This window comes from Psychrobacillus syltrankelensis, from assembly GCF_055454035.1.
The window spans coordinates 3280849-3301084 of record NZ_CM144227.1 but is presented as its reverse complement, the minus strand read 5'-3'; the positions used below and the strand labels follow the sequence as shown (position 1 = coordinate 3301084).

16 protein-coding genes and 1 riboswitch are annotated in these 20236 nt (G+C 37.0%); of the genes, 4 read left to right on the top strand and 12 right to left on the bottom strand.

Annotated elements, in window-relative coordinates; all coding sequences use genetic code 11:
- Positions 1-54: 54 nt before the first annotated feature.
- Complete coding sequence (locus ACTSKG_RS16175) at positions 55-1335, bottom strand: aminotransferase class I/II-fold pyridoxal phosphate-dependent enzyme (protein WP_464755575.1); 1281 nt, start codon at positions 1333-1335, stop codon at positions 55-57.
- An 87-nt stretch (positions 1336-1422) separates the two neighbouring features.
- Entirely contained in the window at positions 1423-2178 is a 756-nt protein-coding gene (locus ACTSKG_RS16170; protein ID WP_464755574.1) for an exodeoxyribonuclease III, read from the bottom strand.
- 195 nt (positions 2179-2373) lie between these two features.
- On the opposite strand from ACTSKG_RS16170, the gene ACTSKG_RS16165 reads away from it, so the two are divergent.
- Positions 2374-2916, top strand: a complete 543-nt coding sequence (locus tag ACTSKG_RS16165; protein ID WP_464755573.1) for a sigma-70 family RNA polymerase sigma factor — start codon at positions 2374-2376, stop codon at positions 2914-2916.
- Positions 2892-3917: a DUF4179 domain-containing protein gene (locus ACTSKG_RS16160; protein ID WP_464755572.1), complete on the top strand. Its 1026-nt coding sequence runs from the start codon at positions 2892-2894 to the stop codon at positions 3915-3917. Before ACTSKG_RS16165 ends, ACTSKG_RS16160 begins: the two co-directional genes overlap by 25 nt.
- A gap of 33 nt (positions 3918-3950) precedes the next feature.
- Here the strand turns inward: ACTSKG_RS16160 and ACTSKG_RS16155 are convergent, their stop codons facing one another.
- The 3 genes from ACTSKG_RS16155 to ACTSKG_RS16145 all read right to left on the bottom strand — a co-directional run bounded on the left by ACTSKG_RS16155 (position 3951) and on the right by ACTSKG_RS16145 (position 7487).
- Complete coding sequence (locus ACTSKG_RS16155) at positions 3951-4469, bottom strand: Rossmann-fold NAD(P)-binding domain-containing protein (protein ID WP_464755571.1); 519 nt, start codon at positions 4467-4469, stop codon at positions 3951-3953.
- A gap of 723 nt (positions 4470-5192) precedes the next feature.
- Positions 5193-6788 carry a catalase gene (locus tag ACTSKG_RS16150; protein WP_464755570.1) on the bottom strand — a complete coding sequence of 532 codons (1596 nt, stop codon included), beginning with the start codon at positions 6786-6788 and terminating at the stop codon, positions 5193-5195.
- Positions 6789-6869: 81 nt separating this feature from the next.
- The gene (locus ACTSKG_RS16145) at positions 6870-7487 is read right to left on the bottom strand and encodes a hypothetical protein (protein WP_464755569.1); all 618 of its coding nucleotides are present in this window, start codon (positions 7485-7487) and stop codon (positions 6870-6872) included.
- A gap of 152 nt (positions 7488-7639) precedes the next feature.
- Between ACTSKG_RS16145 and ACTSKG_RS16140 the strand changes: the two genes are divergently transcribed.
- Positions 7640-8416 (top strand): DUF817 domain-containing protein, encoded by a 777-nt coding sequence (locus ACTSKG_RS16140; protein ID WP_464755568.1) that lies wholly within the window; start codon positions 7640-7642, stop codon positions 8414-8416.
- 179 nt (positions 8417-8595) lie between these two features.
- On the opposite strand, the gene metH is transcribed toward ACTSKG_RS16140, so the two are convergent.
- The 4 genes from metH to ACTSKG_RS16120 all read right to left on the bottom strand — a co-directional run bounded on the left by metH (position 8596) and on the right by ACTSKG_RS16120 (position 16719).
- Complete coding sequence (gene metH, locus ACTSKG_RS16135) at positions 8596-12033, bottom strand: methionine synthase (RefSeq protein WP_464755567.1); 3438 nt, start codon at positions 12031-12033, stop codon at positions 8596-8598.
- Positions 12014-13873 (bottom strand): bifunctional homocysteine S-methyltransferase/methylenetetrahydrofolate reductase, encoded by a 1860-nt coding sequence (locus ACTSKG_RS16130; RefSeq protein ID WP_464755566.1) that lies wholly within the window; start codon positions 13871-13873, stop codon positions 12014-12016. Before ACTSKG_RS16130 ends, metH begins: the two co-directional genes overlap by 20 nt.
- Before the next feature lie 77 nt (positions 13874-13950).
- A riboswitch (SAM riboswitch) is annotated at positions 13951-14056 on the bottom strand.
- A 197-nt stretch (positions 14057-14253) separates the two neighbouring features.
- The gene (locus ACTSKG_RS16125; RefSeq protein WP_464758053.1) at positions 14254-15198 is read right to left on the bottom strand and encodes a nuclease-related domain-containing protein; all 945 of its coding nucleotides are present in this window, start codon (positions 15196-15198) and stop codon (positions 14254-14256) included.
- 129 nt (positions 15199-15327) lie between these two features.
- On the bottom strand, positions 15328-16719 hold the full coding sequence (locus ACTSKG_RS16120; protein WP_464755565.1) for a protoporphyrinogen oxidase: 1392 nt from the start codon (positions 16717-16719) through the stop codon (positions 15328-15330).
- A gap of 293 nt (positions 16720-17012) precedes the next feature.
- Here ACTSKG_RS16120 and ACTSKG_RS16115 point away from each other — a divergent pair, with 293 nt between their 5' ends.
- Positions 17013-17216 (top strand): hypothetical protein, encoded by a 204-nt coding sequence (locus ACTSKG_RS16115; RefSeq protein WP_464755564.1) that lies wholly within the window; start codon positions 17013-17015, stop codon positions 17214-17216.
- A gap of 48 nt (positions 17217-17264) precedes the next feature.
- On the opposite strand, the gene kynB is transcribed toward ACTSKG_RS16115, so the two are convergent.
- From kynB to kynU, 3 genes are read right to left on the bottom strand one after another with little or no spacing between them, the layout of a single operon-like run.
- Positions 17265-17891, bottom strand: a complete 627-nt coding sequence (gene kynB / locus ACTSKG_RS16110; RefSeq protein WP_464755563.1) for an arylformamidase — start codon at positions 17889-17891, stop codon at positions 17265-17267.
- Positions 17892-17903: 12 nt separating this feature from the next.
- On the bottom strand, positions 17904-18758 hold the full coding sequence (kynA, locus tag ACTSKG_RS16105; RefSeq protein WP_464755562.1) for a tryptophan 2,3-dioxygenase: 855 nt from the start codon (positions 18756-18758) through the stop codon (positions 17904-17906).
- A 13-nt stretch (positions 18759-18771) separates the two neighbouring features.
- The gene (gene kynU, locus ACTSKG_RS16100; protein ID WP_464755561.1) at positions 18772-20049 is read right to left on the bottom strand and encodes a kynureninase; all 1278 of its coding nucleotides are present in this window, start codon (positions 20047-20049) and stop codon (positions 18772-18774) included.
- Positions 20050-20236 lie beyond the last annotated feature (187 nt).

The following is a 20236-nucleotide window of genomic DNA, read 5'->3' as shown; positions in this document are numbered from 1 at the left end:
AATAAAAAAACTGTTCAAGGATGTTACCCCTTGAACAGTTTTGCTAATCTTTAATTATTTAGTTAAATCTTTACATCCTTCTAATATCAAATCAAACAATTCTTCAATATCGGATTCTTCTACACACGAGAAAGCAACGCGGATATCTGTTTTATTACTTGCTATAACACCTACTCCGTATTGATCCAATAAATGAAGTCTAAGTGTTTCTGCATCAACATTATTTAATTTCAAGCACATGAAGTAACCAGAGTTAAATGGATAGTAAGTCCAATATGGAGCAAATTTTTCATTTGCAAGCACCTGTTTTGTTTTCACTGCTCTGCCTTTCATAATTTGGAACTTTTCTTCTTTTTCTGTTTGGAATTCAGCTGACTTCAAAGATTCCAAGATAATTGTTTGCGAAATATGAGAACCACTAGAAATAGTACCACGAATGATTCCTTTCGTTTTTTGCTCTAATGCTTCTAATACATCTGGAGTTGCAGCATAAGTGATGAAACCAACACGTAATCCCCATACATAGTTTTCCTTTGTAGCACCGTCAATTTTCACAGGTAAAATATTTGGATGAACTTCAGCTAATAAACCAAATAAAGATTCCTTAATAGAATCTTCATAAAACAAGCCAAAATACGCATCATCTAATACCACAATTAGTTTTGTTCCGGATGCAGCAACATCTTTTAATACTTGAACAATTGCTTCAGCATCCTCTATAGATGGCGTAAATCCAGTAGGGTTGTTTGGGAAGTTTAATAAAACAATCGCTTTTTCATTTTGTTTCGCTAGTGTTTCGCGGAATGCTTCTACATGAAAACCGCCTTTTTCATTAAATAATGGGAAAGTTTCTACACGTCCGCCTCTTCTAATTTGAAAAACGGTATTGTAGTTACCCCAATATTGCTCTGGAGTAATAATTACGTCGCCTGGATTCATAAACAAATCTGCAACAATACTTAAACCATGTGTTAACGCACTAGTCACGATTGGTGTTCCTATTGATTTGTTTTGCATGGAAGGATTATCTACTAATAATTTTTCTTTCCATTTTAAACGCAGTTCTTCTTTCCCTTGAGGTGCTGCATAAGGATATATATCTTTCGGGTTATAACCGAGTTTATCTTGTATATGACGGAAATGCATCGGTTCTCCGTTTTCCGTAGCAATACCAATTGTTGCATTGAAGCGATGTGCTTTTTTTCCCGCTTCCGCACTCTGGCTTAAAATTCCTTTTGGATAATATAAATTCTTTCCTAAATCGGATAGCATATCGTAAATTGCAGAATTTTCTTTTTGCATTTTTTCATTTAATTGTAAGGCTAAAGCATTCATCTATAAGAACCTCCAAAATAGTTGATTTTAAAATATTGTACTCTATTTCATTAAATGATTATACCTTTTCTCTTAATATATTGAATATCATTGCTTCAAATCCAAAATGATAGGACAATGATCACTGCCAAGAACATGCGCATCAATGGATGCATCCTTTAATCTAGGTGATAGCTTGTCAGAGGCAATAAAATAATCAATCCTCCACCCGATATTTCGCTCTCTTACTTTGCTCATATACGACCACCAAGAATAAGCACCCTCTTGCTCCGGATAAAAATAACGGAACGTATCCACAAATCCCTCCGCTAGTAAATCCGTCATTTTACCACGTTCCTCTAATGTGAACCCAGAGTTTCCTCTATTAGAATTAGCATTTTTCAAATCTAAATCGGCGTGTGCGACATTCAAATCACCGCACATTATGACAGACTTCACTTCATCTAGCTGTTTCAAATAAACCCGCATCTCATCTTCCCATTCGAGTCTATATGGAAGTCTCGTTAAATCACGTTTTGCATTCGGTGTATACACATTAACTAAATAAAAGTCTTCAAATTCGAGCGTGATAATTCTACCCTCATCCTCTGTTTCAAAATCCCCTACACCATATTTAACCGAGATTGGCTTCACTTTAGTAAACACAGCAGTGCCAGAATAACCTTTTTTCAAAGCATAATTCCAATACTGTTCATATCCATCTAACTGTAGCTCAATTTGGCCATCTTGCAGCTTCGTCTCCTGCAAACAAAAAATATCGGCACTCACTTCATTGAAATAATCTAAAAATCCTTTTTTCACACATGCACGCAAACCATTCACATTCCATGAAACTAGTTTCATCTATATATTCCCCCAACTATAAAAACCCGATCAGCAATCGGACAATCTTCTATTAGTATAGTTCTAATAATGTGTACATGTAAAACAACTCTTGTCATGTGATACCTTTAGGTTAAACAAATATATTTATGTATCAACGGAACTTTTTCACTATTTCCTTCATCTAAGAAATAAGTGCAGAAAGGAGCAAACAAATTGGATTCAATCAAACTAATAAAAAAAGCACAAAAAGGCAATATTGCCTCATTTGAACTTTTAATTACAGATCATAAACAAGCAATGTACTATATGGCTAAAACAATTTTGAAAAATGATGAAGATTGCGCGGATGCTATTCAAGAAAGTATCATCAAAGCATTTTTAAACATGCACAAATTAAAGGAACCCTCCTATTTTAAGACTTGGTTAATACGAATTGTAATGAATGAATGTTACCAACTATTAAGAAAACAAAAAAACATTATTCCACTAGAGTCAATTATGGAACCAACGTATGTGCAACCAATGTCTCAAGGAATTGAAATGGAAGAAGCATTAGGACTTTTATCAAACGAGCAAAGACAACTTTTGATCCTGTTCTACACGGTTGGATTAAGTATTAAGGAAATGGCAGAGTTACTTGATTTACCCGAAAACACCGTAAAAAGTAAGATGCACCGAGCGAAGAAAAAAATGAGGGAACTATTAAATGATAACGAAACGGAGGAACATTCATGGAAAAGTGGGAAGAATTTTTAACAAAAAAACAAAACGATGATGTACCCGAAACTGTTGAATTGCGTATTCAAACGGCATTTAAACAGCTACCGAAAAAAAAGGATAAAGCTCGGATTACAGGGATTGTCGCTGCTGCTGTTTTATTTTTATCTCTTATTGTAGGTTCTATTTTTTCACCAGCAATGGCTGCAACCCTTCAGTCTATTCCAATAGTAGGTTCACTTTTTGAATGGATACAAGTAACAGATGAAGGAATAAAAACTTCCATTAAACAAGGAATCACTGAAGAACATAGCCTTGAATTACAACTAGAAGGGCATAAATTATTCTTAGAGGAAACGATGTTTGACGGTAGTCGACTAGCGATTAGTTTCGTCGTAGAAGCCAAAGATTCAATTGAAGCTATAAGACAATTGGATCGTATAATATATAAAATTAACGATATACCATATCGAGAATGGGGAAAACATTTACGAGTTGATATGCAGGAGGAGCCTGTATCCGATGGTCTTTATGCCGGCGTATTCATTCTAAAAACATCCAAGCCTTTACCAGATCAGTTTGAATTCTCCATTAAAACTGACGACTCTTGGGTAAAGGTTCCGATCGTTTCAAAAGGCGAGCATACTGTTCTCGATATTCAAAAAGAAAAACAAAATGGGGAATTATCTATTTTATATAAAGACATCTCTTTTTATCCATCTAACATTATCTTGTCATTTGAAGAGAAACAAACGCTCGAACTCTATATATCATTACGAGATACACATAAACAACTCATCTACAATATCTTTGACGAAAATGGTGATCCAGTGCCTATTATTTTTGGAGATGGTGAGGGAGGGGAGTATATAAATAAACGATTAAATATGCGTTACACTTACTTCTTGCCTACAAAGGAAAAATCCTATAAAAAGCTGACCATTGTTCCAACAATTATTGGACGTGTGAATGAATTTGATGGAGTGGAGTTAGAAAGGCTAGACAACTTATCTTACACGATTGATCTTAGTAAACCATAAGAACGAGCATGACTTTTAAAAGTCATGCTCTCTCTACTTTTCTCCGATTAAATTATAGGCTCTACCCGAAATAATAGATCGTATAACTCCATCTGCTATTTCAGTATTCGTTAACCATCTATGACTATTATTTTGTCTAATAAAACCTAGTTGTATCAAATTATATGTAACATTTTGGGAGGGTTGATATTGGTTTCTGAAGGCTTTAGCATTTGCTTTACTGCCAAGTATTTGCCAAACGGCACTCTTTTCCTCTAGCAATTCAAATATAACAGGAAGAGCTATTAGTCCATCCGAATGTATCCAAATAATAGCTTCCGAAAATGTACCATATCTATTTATATTTTGCTTAAGAGACTCTTGGAATTTAGCCAAATCTCGATAATCGACATAGACCTCTTTAATATTTTCAGGGTTGGAACAAGAGTTTTTTAATTGGTTCATTTTTTCTTCATTCCTTGCTACTACCGAAACAATGTGATTATTATCAGCATACCACTTTGTAACTTCTGCTAACATTCCCGTTCCACCAATTAAGCAAACATGTTTCATTTCAAATCCCCCTTTAACTAAAAAACATGACTTCTTTTTTTGAGTCACATTTTTTATTTCTTCGCTATCTTGAATAAAAAATATATTCCGATTGCAACAAAAGCAACAACAACCATTACGATCAATGAGATAGCAATAAAAATAAGCATACTCATAGCCAACAACTCCTTAAGATCTATCTTCTAATTTTACACTAATTTGCTTTACATTAAATAGAACACCGATAACATATAAGTAGTGAAATAAAGATACTTTGCTTCGCTGGAGATTTTCTGAGATACTCCCGGGATTTTCTGAGATACTCTGAGATTTTCTGAGATACTCCGAGATTTTCTGAGATACTCTGAGATTTTCTGAGATACTCTGAGATTTTCTGAGATACTCCGGGATTTTCTGAGATACTCTGAGATTTTCTGAGATACTCTGAGATTTTCTGAGATACTCCGGGATTTTCTGAGATACTCTGAGATTTTCTGAGATACTCCGAGATTTTCTGAGATACTCCGGGATTTTCTGAGATACTCCGGGATTTTCTGAGATACTCTGAGATTTTCTGAGATACTCCCGGGATTTTCTGAGATACTCTGAGATTTTCTGAGATACTCTGAGATTTTCTGAGATACTCCCGGGATTTTCTGAGATACTCCGGGATTTTCTGAAATTCCTAATTTCAAAAGTAGTAAAACCTCACTTTCCAATACGTAAGAAAGTGAGGCTAAGTTTTTAGTATGGTTCTGCCTCATCGCTCTTTTCAATTGCTTCTTTAGTCGCTTCGTCGCCTTCTCGATTGCCGAGAGGCTTATTGGTCGATCCACCTTTTTTGGCTCGTGCTAAACCTTCCCGTAAATGAAGACCATACTCTGCATCTGCTTCTTCAGCTAATACAATTATTTTTTCTTGAATTCTTTTATCGCAATTAGACAGGTCATTTACAAGGTTAGAAATGAGTTCGGTTTTTTCCCATTGTTCAAAATTACGGTATGTTTCTCCAGCTTGCTTTGTGTTATTTTCCCTGTCAATAGATTGTCTTACTAAATTTCCTTTAATCATTGGTGTATATTCTTCACCAAGTTGCTCTGCCTCTTGTAACCCATCTAATATAGAAGGTTCGTAATTAATATGCGGATTTTGGTACGGAGCTCTGTCTTGCTTATATGCCATTTGTCCACCACTTTGATTAGTTGCAACTCTTTTTTTCGGTGTATTAATTGGTAGTTGTAAATAATTCGCTCCTACACGGTGTCTCTGTGTATCGGAGTATGAAAATGTTCGTCCTTGTAGCATTTTATCATCAGAAAAATCTAGGCCGTCAACTAGCACTCCAGTTCCAAATGCAACTTGCTCCACTTCCATAAAATAATCTTCTGGGTTTCTGTTTAACACCATTTTCCCAACAGCCTTCCATGGAAATTGATCTTCTGGCCAAAGCTTCGTATCATCAAGTGGATCGAAATCAAGTTCAGGGTGGTCGTCATCGCTCATTATTTGAACAAGAAGCTCCCACTCTGGAAAATCACCTTTTTCAATAGCATCATATAAATCCTGCGTTGCATGATTAAAGTTTTTAGATTGTATTTCTTCTGCTTCTTTTTGTGTTAAGTTCCGAATACCTTGCATCGGTTCCCAGTGGTATTTTACTAGAACTGCTTTTCCATGTTTATTCACCCATTTGTACGTATTTACTCCAGAGCCTTGCATCATTCGATAGTTTGCAGGAATGCCCCATGGAGAATAGATAAACGTAACCATATGAAAGGATTCAGGAGAACTTGCACAAAAATCAAAAAAACGTTCGGAATCTTGAATATTTGTAATAGGATCTGGCTTAAATGCATGGATCATATCTGGAAATTTCATCGCATCTCGAATAAAGAAAATCTTTAAGTTATTCCCGACCAAATCCCAGTTGCCATCCTCTGTATAAAACTTTACTGCAAATCCACGAGGATCTCGTAATGTTTCCGGCGAATGTCCCCCATGTATTACAGAAGAAAAACGAACGAAAACAGGGGTCTGTTTCCCTTTTTCTTGAAACAGTTTTGCCCGAGTATATTTGGAAATATCTTCATCACCAGCTGCCCCATATGCTTCGAAATAACCGTGAGCCCCTGCACCTCGAGCATGCACGACTCGTTCAGGAATTCTTTCTCTATCAAAATGGCTAATTTTTTCGATGAAATCATAATTTTCAAGTGTAGCAGGTCCTCTGTTTCCTACTGTTCTTATATTTTGATTGTTCGTAATTGGATGGCCTTGTCTATTTGTTAACGTATCCTCATTTTCCAAATTCGTTTCATAGTTGGATTGATCCTTTGTCAACTTTCTTCCTCCTATACATTATATAAATTTAAACTCTTCTACATAATGTCCAGATCGGAAAGTAAATATTCCAGCATTCGTTTAAGGTTGCATTTGAAATGCATATTTTTCCCAAGCACTAACTTGTATTGGCTCCTCACTCCCACGTTTACTAAAAATATAGGTTTGTAGCTGCCCCTTGTACATAAGTTTTAACATCGGAAGTTGTTCGAAATGATGAGGTTGAACAAGGTAGGGAGCAACATTTAATTTAGCTGATTTGGATTCATTCATAATAGTGGCAACAAATTGCGAACAGAAAAAAGCATGCTCTCGTTCGATTTTCATATTCATTACTAAGCCAAATAATCCGATTAAATTATATTTATATAGCTCTTTTTGCTGTTCCATTAGTCGGATTTTATTCTTCATTTGCTTAAATTCACGTGAACTCACTTGGCACTTATAAATTGCACAGGTAGCACGATTAAAAAGCTCACTTGTTGCATCTTCCCTAATGAATCCTCCAATAAAGGGATTATGCTTATTTTTCCGTCCGAAACTATACATCTCATTCAGCTGCTCATCGAAAGCAATAGATGTATGATTTAAACCTTTCCTCGTATACATACCTATTGCTTTTGAAAATAATGTACCAGTATTACTTAATATAATATAAATGGTATTCTCGATTTCCTTCACCCCGTTCACAGGAAACATTTTGCCCCCTAATCTGCTATTTAAATCATCCCCTATTTGAAACTTTTTCCACACAGGCTAGAGAAGGAAAATGAATAAGACCTAAGACGTAGTCAAGAAATGTTTAAGAAACTTATAAAAGCTAATTTCGTCCATATAAAAAAAAGCAGGAGTTGGCTTTTATGAGGAACTTTATACGATTCGTGTATTTACAAGCAATTTCTTGCATTTTTCCAGTCATCATTTTTGCAGCACTTGCTTTATCAAAATTTATTAGCATTCCTTTTTTATCTCGCTATGATTTTATTTTATTTATTTGTATTGCAGCTCAAATATTTATGCTCGTTTCCAAATTAGAGACTCTAGATGAGTTCAAGGTTATTTGTTTATTCCACATAATTGGCTTGGCACTTGAGTTATATAAAGTACATATGGGTTCATGGGCATATCCAGAGGAAGCGTATAGCAAGTTTTTCGGAGTTCCATTGTATAGTGGATTTATGTATGCGAGCGTTGCTAGTTACATTTGTCAAAGTTGGCGGCATTTTGATTTGCACATTTACAACTGGCCAAAATCATTTTTCGCAGTTGGCATTAGTGTCCTGATTTACTTAAATTTCTTTACGCACCATTTTACGTACGATATTCGTTGGGTATTAAAGGGTTTGCTTCTTATAATTTTTTTAAAGACATTTGTCACTTTTGAAATTAATAAGATAATCTATAAAATGCCTATGATTCTCTCTTTTCTATTGATTGGTTTCTTTATTTGGATTGCCGAAAATATCACCACATTCTTCGGGGCATGGCAATATCCAAACCAGGAAGCCACGTGGTCACTCGTTCCTATTGGGAAAATTAGTTCGTGGTTTCTACTAGTCATCATTAGTATTATCATCGTTGCTCAATTAAAAAGAGTGAAAAATATAAAATACACCGCTCACAGATAGGCTATCTGTTGGCGGTGTATTTTCTTTAGCGAGAAGTGAGATTGATCGATTCTGCGGAGAGATTGATCGATTATACCAAAAGATTGATCGATTTCGCGGAGAGATTGATCGATTCTACCAAGAGATTGATCGATTATTCCAGATGATTGATCGATTCTCCATATTAATGTAACTTTTTATTAGTCCACGACAAAGTATCTCGCATCCGGATGGGCAAAGACGATTGCAGAAACGGATGCTTCTGGCTCCATCATGAATTCCTCGGTTAATTGCACACCGATGTCTTCCGGTTTAATAAGTCCAAATAGTTTTCCTTGGTCGTCTAAATTTGGACAAGCAGGGTAACCGAAAGAGAATCGTTGACCTTGATACTTTGCTGCAAATCGGTCGCGCATTGTAAAATCGGTTGCATCGGGGAATCCCCATTGATCACGGATTTCTTGGTGAATTCGTTCGGCAAAGCCTTCCGCTAGCTCTAGAGCCGTGGCTTGCAATGCGTGACTCTCTAAAAATTTTCCTTGTTCTTTTAGTTTGTTTGCTGCTTCACGAACCCCGTGTCCAGCTGTTACTAGCATAAATGCAACATAATCCATTTCTCCGCTATCTACGGATTTTAAATAGTCCGCCAAACATAGATATGGGTCTACGGATTGGCGCGGAAATGTATATCTTTCTATTTCTGTTTTCGCATCAATCGGATCGTAAATTATCACATCATCGCCATCGGATTGAGCTGGAAAGAATTGATATATGCCTGATGGTTTTAATATGCCTGCCCCTAGAAACTCCGTTACAAGTTCATGTAATTCTACGGCACGGTCATCCCCTTGTTCCAATAATTTTTCACTATACCCTTTTAGTCCTAAATGATGCCCAATAAGCGTCCGCATATTAACATATGGGTATAAATGCGAGACAGAATAATCTTTCAAAACATGTCGACGTAAGTCTTTTGGTTTGTATACTTGGACATCTTCACGCACCGTTTTTATAGGCTTCGTTAGAACTGCAACAGCTGATTTTGAAGCTCGATTTGCCTCTGCTATTTTTCTTTTTTCTTGTTGTATATTAAGTTCCTCTAATAAGACGGTTTTATCTTCGTCGTTTTGCAAACGATTTGCAAGATCCAGTCCTTGCATTGCATCTTTTGCATATAATACGGGCCCATCATATTCAGCAGAAATTTTTGTCTCTGTAAAACGTCTCGATAATGCTGCTCCTCCAACGAGCATAGGTACATTAATTCCAGCTTCTTTAAAATCTTGCGCCGTAATAACCATTTGTTGAGCAGACTTAACAAGTAACCCAGAAAGCCCAACGATATCCGGTTTTTCTTTTCGAATGATTTCAATTAGTGTCGCTGGAGTTACCTTAATGCCAACATCTATTACTTTATATCCGTTATTACTTAAAATAATATCGACTAAGTTCTTCCCTATATCATGTACATCGCCTTTAACAGTTGCAAGAATAATTTTCCCTTTTCCAGAGTCATCCTCTTTCTTTTCCATGAACTGTTCGAGGTAAGCAACAGATGCCTTCATCACACCTGCACTTTGAAGCACTTCCGCTACGATTAATTGATTATCATTGAAAAGACGCCCTACCTCAGACATTCCCGCCATCAATGGCCCATTAATGACATCTAATGGAGTGTCATACATCTGAAGTGCTGCCTCCAAATCAGGGATAAGCCCTTCCTTCGTTCCCTCAATAATGTAATATGCAAGGCGTTCGGGAACTGTTTTCGGAATATCCGCTTCTGTCTTTTCTTTCTTTTTATCCCGGTAAAAATCCGTAAAATCAGCAAGTGTTTTATCCGTTGTTGTAAATAAAAGCTCGTTAGCCATTGCAATTTCTTGCTCTGGAATAGAAGCATATCGCTCTAGCTTTTCTGTGTTTACGATAGCATAATCAAGACCCGCTTGTGTGCAGTGATACAAATAAACTGCATTAAGCACCTCTCTTCCGACCGGTGGAAGACCGAATGATACATTACTTACTCCTAAAATAGTCAATGTGCGCGGCATTTTTTCTTTTATTAAACGTATTCCTTCAATTGTTTCTACCGCGGAACCAATATATTGTTGGTCTCCTGTTCCTACTGGGAAAACTAATGGATCAAAAATAATATCTTCAGGGGCAATTCCCCATTTATTTACGAGTAAATCATAGGAACGCTCTGCGATTTCCAGCTTTCTTTCACGAGTGACAGCCATTCCAACTTCATCTATCGTTCCAACAACTACTGCTGCACCATATTTTTTAACAAGTGGCATAACAGCATCGAATCGTTCTTCTCCATCTTCTAAGTTAATCGAGTTAATAATTGTTTTTCCTTGCGAATACTTCAATGCTTCTTCAATCACATTTTCATCAGTAGAATCAATGACAAGCGGCACTTTTACTTTTTTTACAACTTCTTTCATGAAATTTGTCATATCCGCTAGCTCGTCGCGGTCTGGATTCGCAAGACAAATATCAATAACATGCGCACCACCTTTTACTTGTGCACGTGCTATTTCCGAAGCTTCTTCAAATTTTTCTTCCACAATAAGTCTCTTGAACTTTCGTGAACCAATTACATTCGTACGCTCTCCTATAAGAAGCGGGCGCATCGAATCATCATACAGTAGCGGCTCGATTCCAGACACGACATGACCATGTACGGTTTCCGTTCGTTTCCGCGGAGCAATATCTTTCACTGCTTCTCGAACTGCTCGAATGTGTGGAGGAGTTGTTCCGCAACACCCACCCACAATATTTAACCAACCTTTTTCCGCAAAACCTCTTAATTTTTTCGAAAGTGATTCGGGAGATTCATGATAATGTCCTTCTTCATCGGGTAATCCTGCATTCGGATAACAGCTCACATATCCATCCGACAACTCGGAAAGGGATCGAATATGATCCGTCATAAATTCAGGCCCTGTTGCACAATTAAGCCCCACTGAAAGTGGTTTAATATGTTCAATCGAAATGTAGAATGCTTCTATGCTTTGGCCAGCAAGTGTCGTACCCATAGGCTCGATTGTTCCTGAAATCATTATCGGAAGTTCTTTACCTGTTTCACTAAACGCTTGTTTTATTCCAATTGTTGCTGCTTTGACGTTCAACATATCTTGACTCGTTTCTAGTAAGATCACATCAGAACCGCCTTCGACCAAAGCTTTCGCTTGTATGTAAAAGTCGTGCGTCAATTCATCAAATGTAATACCGCCTGTAACTGACAATGTTTTTGTCGTCGGTCCAATTGCTCCTGCTACAAAACGTGGCCAATCAGGTGTAGAGAATGCAGCTGTGCATTTTTTAGCAATTTGCGCTGCTTGGAAATTAATATTATATGCTTCGTTTCCAAGATTATATTCATTCAACACGACAGGAGTACCACCAAAGGTATTTGTGCAAATGATGTCAGCACCCGCTTCTAAATATTCACGGTGAATTCGTTCAATGACTTCTGGATTCACAATGTTCAAGTACTCATTACAACCGTCATATTCTTCCCCACCAAAATCTTCTGGAGAAAGATTCGCATTTTGTATCATCGTACCCATCGCACCGTCAATGATAAGTATTCTATTTTGAAGCTGTTGTTCAATTAGATGTTTGGACATAGTTGATTTCTCTCACTTTCTTTTCATCAATCTCTTTAATATGTTGAATTAATTCAAGTGTCATATCGTAACGGAAAAACGGCGTAATGATGTAAATTCCGTTAAATAATTCGGTTGCAGTATCAATCAGTTCTTTTGCAATTTGTATGCCTTCTACTGTAGAACGCTCTTTATCTTCTCCACAAGCACGCATACGTTCAAGCACTTCATCTGATAACTTGATACCAGGCACTTCATTGTGCAAGAACTCTGAATTTCGGCTGTTTGTCAGTGGCATAATCCCGATGAAAATTGGTGTGGACAAATGTTTGGTTGCTTCATATATTTCTTGAATTTTTTCTTTTGTATAGACTGGTTGCGTGATGAAATAGTCAGCTCCGCACTCGATTTTTTTCTCTAGACGTTTTACTGCGCGATCAAGTACGCGAACGTTCGGATTGAATGCTGCTGCTACTGAGAAATTTGCTTTTTTTCGAAGCGATTTTCCTGAAAATGAAATACCTTCATTTAATTGTTTAATTAATTGAAGTAACTCTAAACTAGAAACGTCATAAACGCTTGTTGCTCCTGGAAAGTCTCCAATTTTTGTTGGATCTCCAGTTACGGCTAAAATATCATGAATTCCAAGCGCATCAAGACCCATTAAATGAGATTGCAAGCCAATTAAGTTCCGATCACGACAAGTAATATGTGCAAGTGGGCGTATATTGTTTTGGAATTTCAGCATTGATCCCATTGCCATATTACTAATTCGCGGTGAGGCAAGTGAATTATCTGCCATTGTGACTGCATCAATTCCAGCAGCATATAGTTTCTCCGCTCCCTCTATGAAAGTGGTCGTGTCCAAATGACGCGGTGTATCCAGTTCCACAATAACCGTTCTTTCCGTTCTCGCTTTTTCATGTAGAGGTTTATTGATTGTTGGCTCTGGTTCTTGAATGATTATTGGCTTTTTAGGTGTGACGGTTTTATTTGTAATTGGTGGTAAGTTGGCAATTCTTTTTTTCACTGCTTCTATATGTTTTGGAGTAGTCCCACAACATCCACCTATCAGCCGAACACCTGCATCACGAAGATATAACGCTGCCCTCCCAAAATAATCCGCTTCCGATTCGTACACAATACGTCCATCCTCCATATCGAGCAAGCTCGCATTCGGATATGCTGAGAGAAATGCTTTTTCAGGAAGTATTACTCCCTCAAATGCTTGAATCGTGTGATGTGGTCCGAGTCGACAGTTAACTCCAACAATATCTGCACCTAGGGATTCAAGCTGATGTAATGCATCATTTAACGATAAACCATTTTGCAAAATACCAGGTTCATGCATCGATACTTGAGCAATGATTGGTGTATCCGTCATTTTACGTAAATGCGTGACCGATGCCGTAAGCTCCTCAAAATCATAATAGGTTTCGAGGAGTAGCCCATCTGGGTTGCCGGATAAGAGTTGACTAGCTTGTTGGTTAAGTGTTGCAATGATTTCACTTAGGGAAGCATCACTCTTCCGAATACCACGTATACCACCAATCGTACCAAGCACAAATTGTCCACCTGGTGCAGCAGCTCTTTTTGCAATAGTAATCGCCGCTTCATTGATTTCTTTCATTTGATTTTCTAATCCGTACCTTGCTAATTTAATCGCATTCGCACCGTATGTATTCGTTTGGATAATATCTGCTCCAGCGACAATATAATCTTGATGAATCTTCTCAATAATTTCAGGCTTCTGTATATTTAATTCCTCATTACAATAATCTATTCCGTATGAATAAAGCAGCGTCCCCATTGCTCCGTCTGCAGTTAGCATATTTGTTTGTAGTTTCTCTAGTAAACCCATTTGCTCTCTTCCTCTCTAAAATACAAAAAAAGCCTTCCATGAAAAGAAGGCTTTACGAGTATTGTAATATTCGTCCCTTCCCATCTTTCAGACTTATACAAGTCTGCTGGATTTAGCACCTGACCATTACGGCTGGTTGCTGAAGCGTCCTAGGGCCAGTCCCTCGGCTTCTCTTGATAAGAATTCACTATTCAGTTTTTTTATGTTAGACATATATTACCTTTATTGCACTAAAGCGTCAAGGTATGTTTTGAATTTTCTTGATACTTCGTAGTAGAGATCTTGGATTGATCGATTATGTGCTGAGATTGATCGATATTGGGCAGACATTGATCGATTCTGGTCGGAGATTGATCGATTATCTAGAAAGATTGATCGATTTACCATTTCCATCTATATATTAGGGTGTTTTTCGAAGTACCACTCCCTTTCAGATTCATTGATTTTAGTATTCTGGACACAATATGATAAGATTCCAACTCTAGGAAGTATCGACACTCCCGATTGTTAATGCTTTCCCCAACCAGCACAAACCATTCATAGATCGCTTTCTCATGGGCAAGTCGGTCTACATGACCACAAAGTAAACAGTTCCAGCCATTTTTCTTCTTTACCATTCCATGCATATTACACTTCTCACAAAATACACCAGTCAGAAGATCATTCGGATTGATGCCCCAGCGTTCGCACATTGGATAAGGAAAATAAGGTCGATGACTCGCAACGATTTTCTCTGCCAGCTTATGCATCTCATTCACTTCTAAACATACTTTATTGCGAGCAATATTTCTCAAAAACACCGGGATTGTCTGGTGGTGAATCAAAGGATATTTCGTACATGGCTCCATGACCATTACTTTAGAATTCGTTAATACAATTACACCGTAAATAGGAATCTTTACCTCGTTCAGTCGCATCCATTCATCGAACAAATATATATTTCGTTCAATCTGTACTTCTGGGCTTTCATATAAATCTACTTTACCATCCTCATTTTCTCGCTCTAACTGGGAAGGATTCTGTTTAAAGCGCAATTTCCCTCCTATATTCTTACTCTCCAAAATCACTGCGAAATATTGAGTTAAAAAAACTGTATCGATCTGAAACTTACCAAACGATTCCAAACTAACATCATGCAGCACTAAATACTCAAATGGAAATGAATACTTCTGGAATACCTCGTCCACGCGAACTTCCCCATAAATCCCGGCCTTCGCCATATGCAATTTTGAATGAATCAGCTCTTTCATCTCATGCATCTCGGGCAAACGTCTATCCAACAACCGTAAACCAATAAAACTATACTCGTCCGAACGCGTTTTCACTAACAATAAAACACCCCCTAACCGCATCGTATCATAGTCAAAAAATATGTAAATTTCACTAAAGCACCGACAATTTCATTTTCTCCACAAAAAAAGGACCAAAAAAGAATTTTGGTCCTAAAAATGTATTTATAATAAAATTCTTCTAGAAATCATTTCTGCTGTTTCTTTCCCATTTTTAATACAAGCACCGATACCAACACCGTAATAAGAACAGCCTGCAAGTATTACATTTGGTAGCTCATCGGATAATTTCTCATTTAATGATTTAATCGCTCCGCCATGCTCTAAATGGTAATTTGGCATTTGGTCGTTCCATTTCGTTACTTCCACCACTTGTGGTTTACCGCTTAACTTCAAACTTTTTTCAATATCTTGTAATGCAACTTGAACCAATTCTTCCTCATTCATATGCTTCATGCTGTCAAACGCTGGATTTGAACTCTTATAAAACATTCGAACAAGCAAATGACTATTTGCAGATGTGTGCTTCCATTTACGACTTGTCCATGTGCAGGCATTACATTTCACATCGCTATTTTCAGACACAATGAAACCTGTTCCCTCTGCTGGAAGCTGATGATCAGGGATATCAAATCCAAGATAAATACTAATAAGTGAAGAGTTTTTCAGCTTATTAAAGTCTTTGTCCAATTCCTCATTTTGTAATATTGCTTGTGAAACATTATGTGGGGTTGTCAACACAACATAATCTGCCTCAATTGTTTCACCGTTGGACAATAAAAGCTCGTATCGCTCACCTTTTTTCAGGACCTTCTTCGTTTGAATTCCTTTCATAATTGTTGCTTCACCAAGTTCTTTTTCCAAACGATCAATTAAAGCGGAAAGACCACCTTTGAAGGAGATAAACTTTTTATTTGCCGCAGCTTCAAATTTAGCTTTATTTGCGCCTAAACCTTTTATAATACTGCCGTGTTCATTTTTATAATCTATTAAATATGGAAGTGTCGAAGCAATTGTCAGCTTATCCAGGTTTCCAGAGTACACACCAGATAACACGGGAGCAATTTGTTTTTCCACTAATTCTTTTCCTAAAAAATGCTCTAAAAAAGATCCTACTGAACTCTCTTTCGTAAAGTCTTCATTCACCAGTTCAAAGTCTTTTAACGCTTCTTCTTTTCCTTCATCAGAAACTAGTGTGCTACTTTCCAAAGATTCCTCACTTGTCGGTATTCCAAATACAGTATCCGCGGGAATTGCATGCAGTTCATTGTTTGTGTAAATATAGGAGATGCCTGTTGCATTATAAACTAGTTCATCCTGCAAATGTAACTCCTCTACCAAAGGCATGACTCCTTCATTTCGAGCAACTATCGAATCTGCTCCAACCTCCATGATAAAATCTTTTTCCTTCACCGAATGAATTTTACCACCTAAATAATCATTTGCTTCTACTAAAATTAATTCAACTTTTAATGCTTTTTCTATTTTAAGTCTTTGCAAGTAATGCATAGTAGAAAGTCCAGTTATTCCTCCACCTACTACAACTATTTTTTTCAAAACAATCACTCCTTGTCGTTAATCCAGAATTGTTCGCTATTCATAGTATAAGCGGTAATAAATTTATCTGGAATGACTTACCTCACAATTCATCCTTTGTTCAATTAAAAATACACAATAGTTTTCCATTTCGTCAAATTTACATTTTCTATTGATGCATATGTAGAGCTTTATAACCAATAATAATTGTTAAGAGGAGTATTATTTCTTCAGTCAAAGTAATACATGCGTGCCTAAAAAGAAAGGGGAAAGGTATTATGAAAAATAGAAATATAATTTTGGGATGTATTTGTATGTTAGTTATCATAGCTATACCAACGAATTTCAAAAAAGATGTTTGGGAAATTAATGCTTCCAATATAATCAAAGCATTTCAACCTATTAGTGGTAATAATGCGGTTATTGAGGATTTAGGAATATGGATACCATTTGAATGGGATAATCTATACAGTTTTTCACCTAATACAACTAAGGAAACAATCATGATGGTAGAGTAGTATGACCTTAGGATGGAGTATAAAGTAGACATCCCTCCTTCTCCATTACTAAATTGGTCGAATCACTGCCCGTACTGGACTGCCATCTGCCCCTTCTATCTTTAATGGGAGTGCAATCAGTTCATAATCACCTGGCGAAACATCTTGTAATAATAAATTTTCTAATATGTGTACTCCATGTTGATAAAGTGAGTGATGAGCAGGTAATTTTTTACTGTCTAGAGCATCGACAGAAGGATGATCAACACCTATTAAAAAAATTCCTTTTACTTGCAAGAAAGCTCCAATATTTTCTTTTAATACGGGAATCTTTGGTGGGAAATGCTCTACGCTTATTTTTTCGGTTGTTTTTAATAGTAAACGTTCCACCCCATCAAGTTCAAATGCTTCCAATTCTTCTTTTCCAATGAAATCAAACCCTGTCACATCCACTACTCTAGCACGACCAATATAAATATTGACGTCAAGCTGTTCAATTGTCGGTGCAGCATTGTCAAAGTGGAAAGGTGCATCAGCATGTGTCCCCGTATGCACGCTTGTTGTGAATCGTCCAATATTGACCGAACCAGTCTGTTCTTTTGAATAGGCTATATCAAATTGAAATGGTGTGTCGCCCGGCCAAGTGCCGATTTTATTCGAGAATGGTTGTGAAATATCAATCCACCGGTTATCCATCGGCTTCCTCCTTTATAAGCTAGTTCGCAAATCCCATAACTCCGGGAAAAAACGATGATCGAGCACTTTGCGTAAGTAATTGACACCTGACGAACCACCAGTTCCTTTTTTAAAGCCAATTATGCGTTCGACTGTTTTCATATGACGAAAGCGCCATTGCTGCAACCAATCTTCCACATCCACAAGTTTTTCTGCTAATTGATATAGATTCCAGTACTTATCCACGTTTTGATATACTTCTTTCCATGCAGCAGCGACCGTTTCATCTCCTCCGTAAGTAACAGAAAAGTCCCGGTTCACCACCATGGGGTTCAAATCAAATCCTGCTTTAGCTAATGAAAGTATCGCAACATCGTAAATACTTGGTGCGTTATATGCTTTCTCAAGTTCCTCGTATAACGTAGTATCTTTTTCATAGATTTTAAGAATATGCTTTGTTTTATAACCGAGTGCAAATTCAATTTGACGGTATTGAAAGGATTGAAATCCAGATGCTTTTCCTAGTTTATCTCGAAACTCTAAATACTCAGCAGGGGTTAAAGTTGATAACACATCCCATGCTTGAATAATTTGCGTTTGGATTTTAGTTACACGCGCAAGCATTTTGAAGGCAGCTTGCATTTTATCCGCTTGAATTGCTTGAATAGCACTCGTTAATTCATGCAATAGCAACTTCATCCAAAGCTCACTCACTTGATGGATAATGATAAATAGCATTTCATCGTGATGGCCAGATAACCGTTTTTGACTTGCCAAAATACTATCCAATTGCAAATAATCACCGTACGTCATATCATTCTGAAAATCAGTATAAATTCCCTTTTCACTTTTCAAATTATCATGAGTTTCTGAAATATCCTTCGACATTCTAGCCCTCCTTTTAAGCGATAACATCTCGCTTGTTTTCGTACTTTTTATATAACTCCTCTTGCATTATTTCCTTTAAAATTTGCACAGTTTTCCAAACATCTTGGAATGAGTTATATAACGCGACTGGTGCTAACCGAATCCCATTTGGCGAGCGAAAATCTGGGATGACTTGTTGCTCTTTTAAAGCTTTACAGATTCGTGCCGCTTCCTCATGAACTAAATAAATATGACCTCCGCGACGGTCGTGATCCAGTGGATTTGCAATAGTAAATTGATATTCACTTAGCTCTTCTTCTATTAGAAAGATCATATAATCAGTTAACTTTAGTGATTTGTCACGAATGCTGTCTATCCCGACTTCTGCAAACATTTCTAGAGATCCATATAATGGAGCTGCACTTAATATATTCGGTGTACCAATCTGGTATGCACTAGCATCTGATGCCGGTGTAAACTCGATTGCTAAATCAAACTGCTTTTCTTTATCCGAGCCGAACCAACCAGCAAGACCAGGCTTTTGTCCAAAGTGTCTACGATTCACATATAATCCACCGGTTGATCCTGGTCCACCATTTAAATGTTTGTAGTTACACCAAAAAGCAAAGTCAACATCCCATTCATCTAGTTGGTGTGGAACAGAGCCAATTGAATGGCATAGATCAAAGCCAATTAAAATATTCCGTTCATGCGCCGCTTGGGTAAGCGCTTTCATTTTTAAAATCTGTCCACTTCGATACAACACACTTGGTAGGACAATTAATACCACATCATCCGTCATTGCTTCTATAATATTTTCCTCGGTTAACATATATCCATCATGACTTTTCACAAATTTCATATGGTCCTCAGCATTAAACCCATGCATGGACAATTGACTACTTATTGCATATAAATCAGATGGAAAGTTTAATTCATCTGCCAATATTTTAGTACGGGCTCCTGTTGGTTTATAGAAACTAGCAATTAATTGATGCAAATTCGTTGTCGTAGAGCCAGTTATTATCACTTCTTCCTTCTCTGCACCAATAAGTGGAGCGCATATTTCACTTAACATTTCGGAAAAATAAAACCAAGGATGCTCGCCTTGCGTCCAACCATCAATTCCATATCTTTTCCAAGAATCGAGTATTGTTAATAGTGATTGTTCCGCTCTTTTGGATAATAACCCTAAAGAGTTTCCGTCCATATACAGTACACCTGGCTGTACATAAAATTCATCCCGATAAATTTCCAACTCATCTTGCTCATCTAACTTCTTTGCATAACCGATTGTTAAGTTCTTCAACAAGTGTCTCCCACCTTTTACGAAAACTGAATTTTCTATCTATTATATAAATAATATGTTTTAAGAGAACGAGTGTCAATAAACGTATAGGCGATCTATCCGGTTTTCAATGACTAGATAGATCCCTCAAAATAGCAATATTGAAAATAATAAACTCCTCTATTAATAGTGAGTAAGTAGTATTAATAAA

Bases quoted from the DNA above. Each gene is read 5' to 3' on its own strand.
- ACTSKG_RS16170 (WP_464755574.1), bottom strand. From the start codon at position 2,178: ATGAAACTAGTTTCATGGAATGTGAATGGTTTGCGTGCATGTGTGAAA.
- metH (WP_464755567.1), bottom strand. From the start codon at position 12,033: ATGTCCAAACATCTAATTGAACAACAGCTTCAAAATAGAATACTTATC.
- ACTSKG_RS16145 (WP_464755569.1), bottom strand. From the start codon at position 7,487: ATGTTTCCTGTGAACGGGGTGAAGGAAATCGAGAATACCATTTATATT.
- ACTSKG_RS16155 (WP_464755571.1), bottom strand. From the start codon at position 4,469: ATGAAACATGTTTGCTTAATTGGTGGAACGGGAATGTTAGCAGAAGTT.
- ACTSKG_RS16115 (WP_464755564.1), top strand. From the start codon at position 17,013: ATGTTAGTTATCATAGCTATACCAACGAATTTCAAAAAAGATGTTTGG.
- ACTSKG_RS16160 (WP_464755572.1), top strand. From the start codon at position 2,892: ATGGAAAAGTGGGAAGAATTTTTAACAAAAAAACAAAACGATGATGTA.
- kynB (WP_464755563.1), bottom strand. From the start codon at position 17,891: ATGGATAACCGGTGGATTGATATTTCACAACCATTCTCGAATAAAATC.
- ACTSKG_RS16175 (WP_464755575.1), bottom strand. From the start codon at position 1,335: ATGAATGCTTTAGCCTTACAATTAAATGAAAAAATGCAAAAAGAAAAT.
- ACTSKG_RS16130 (WP_464755566.1), bottom strand. From the start codon at position 13,873: ATGGGTTTACTAGAGAAACTACAAACAAATATGCTAACTGCAGACGGA.
- kynA (WP_464755562.1), bottom strand. From the start codon at position 18,758: ATGTCGAAGGATATTTCAGAAACTCATGATAATTTGAAAAGTGAAAAG.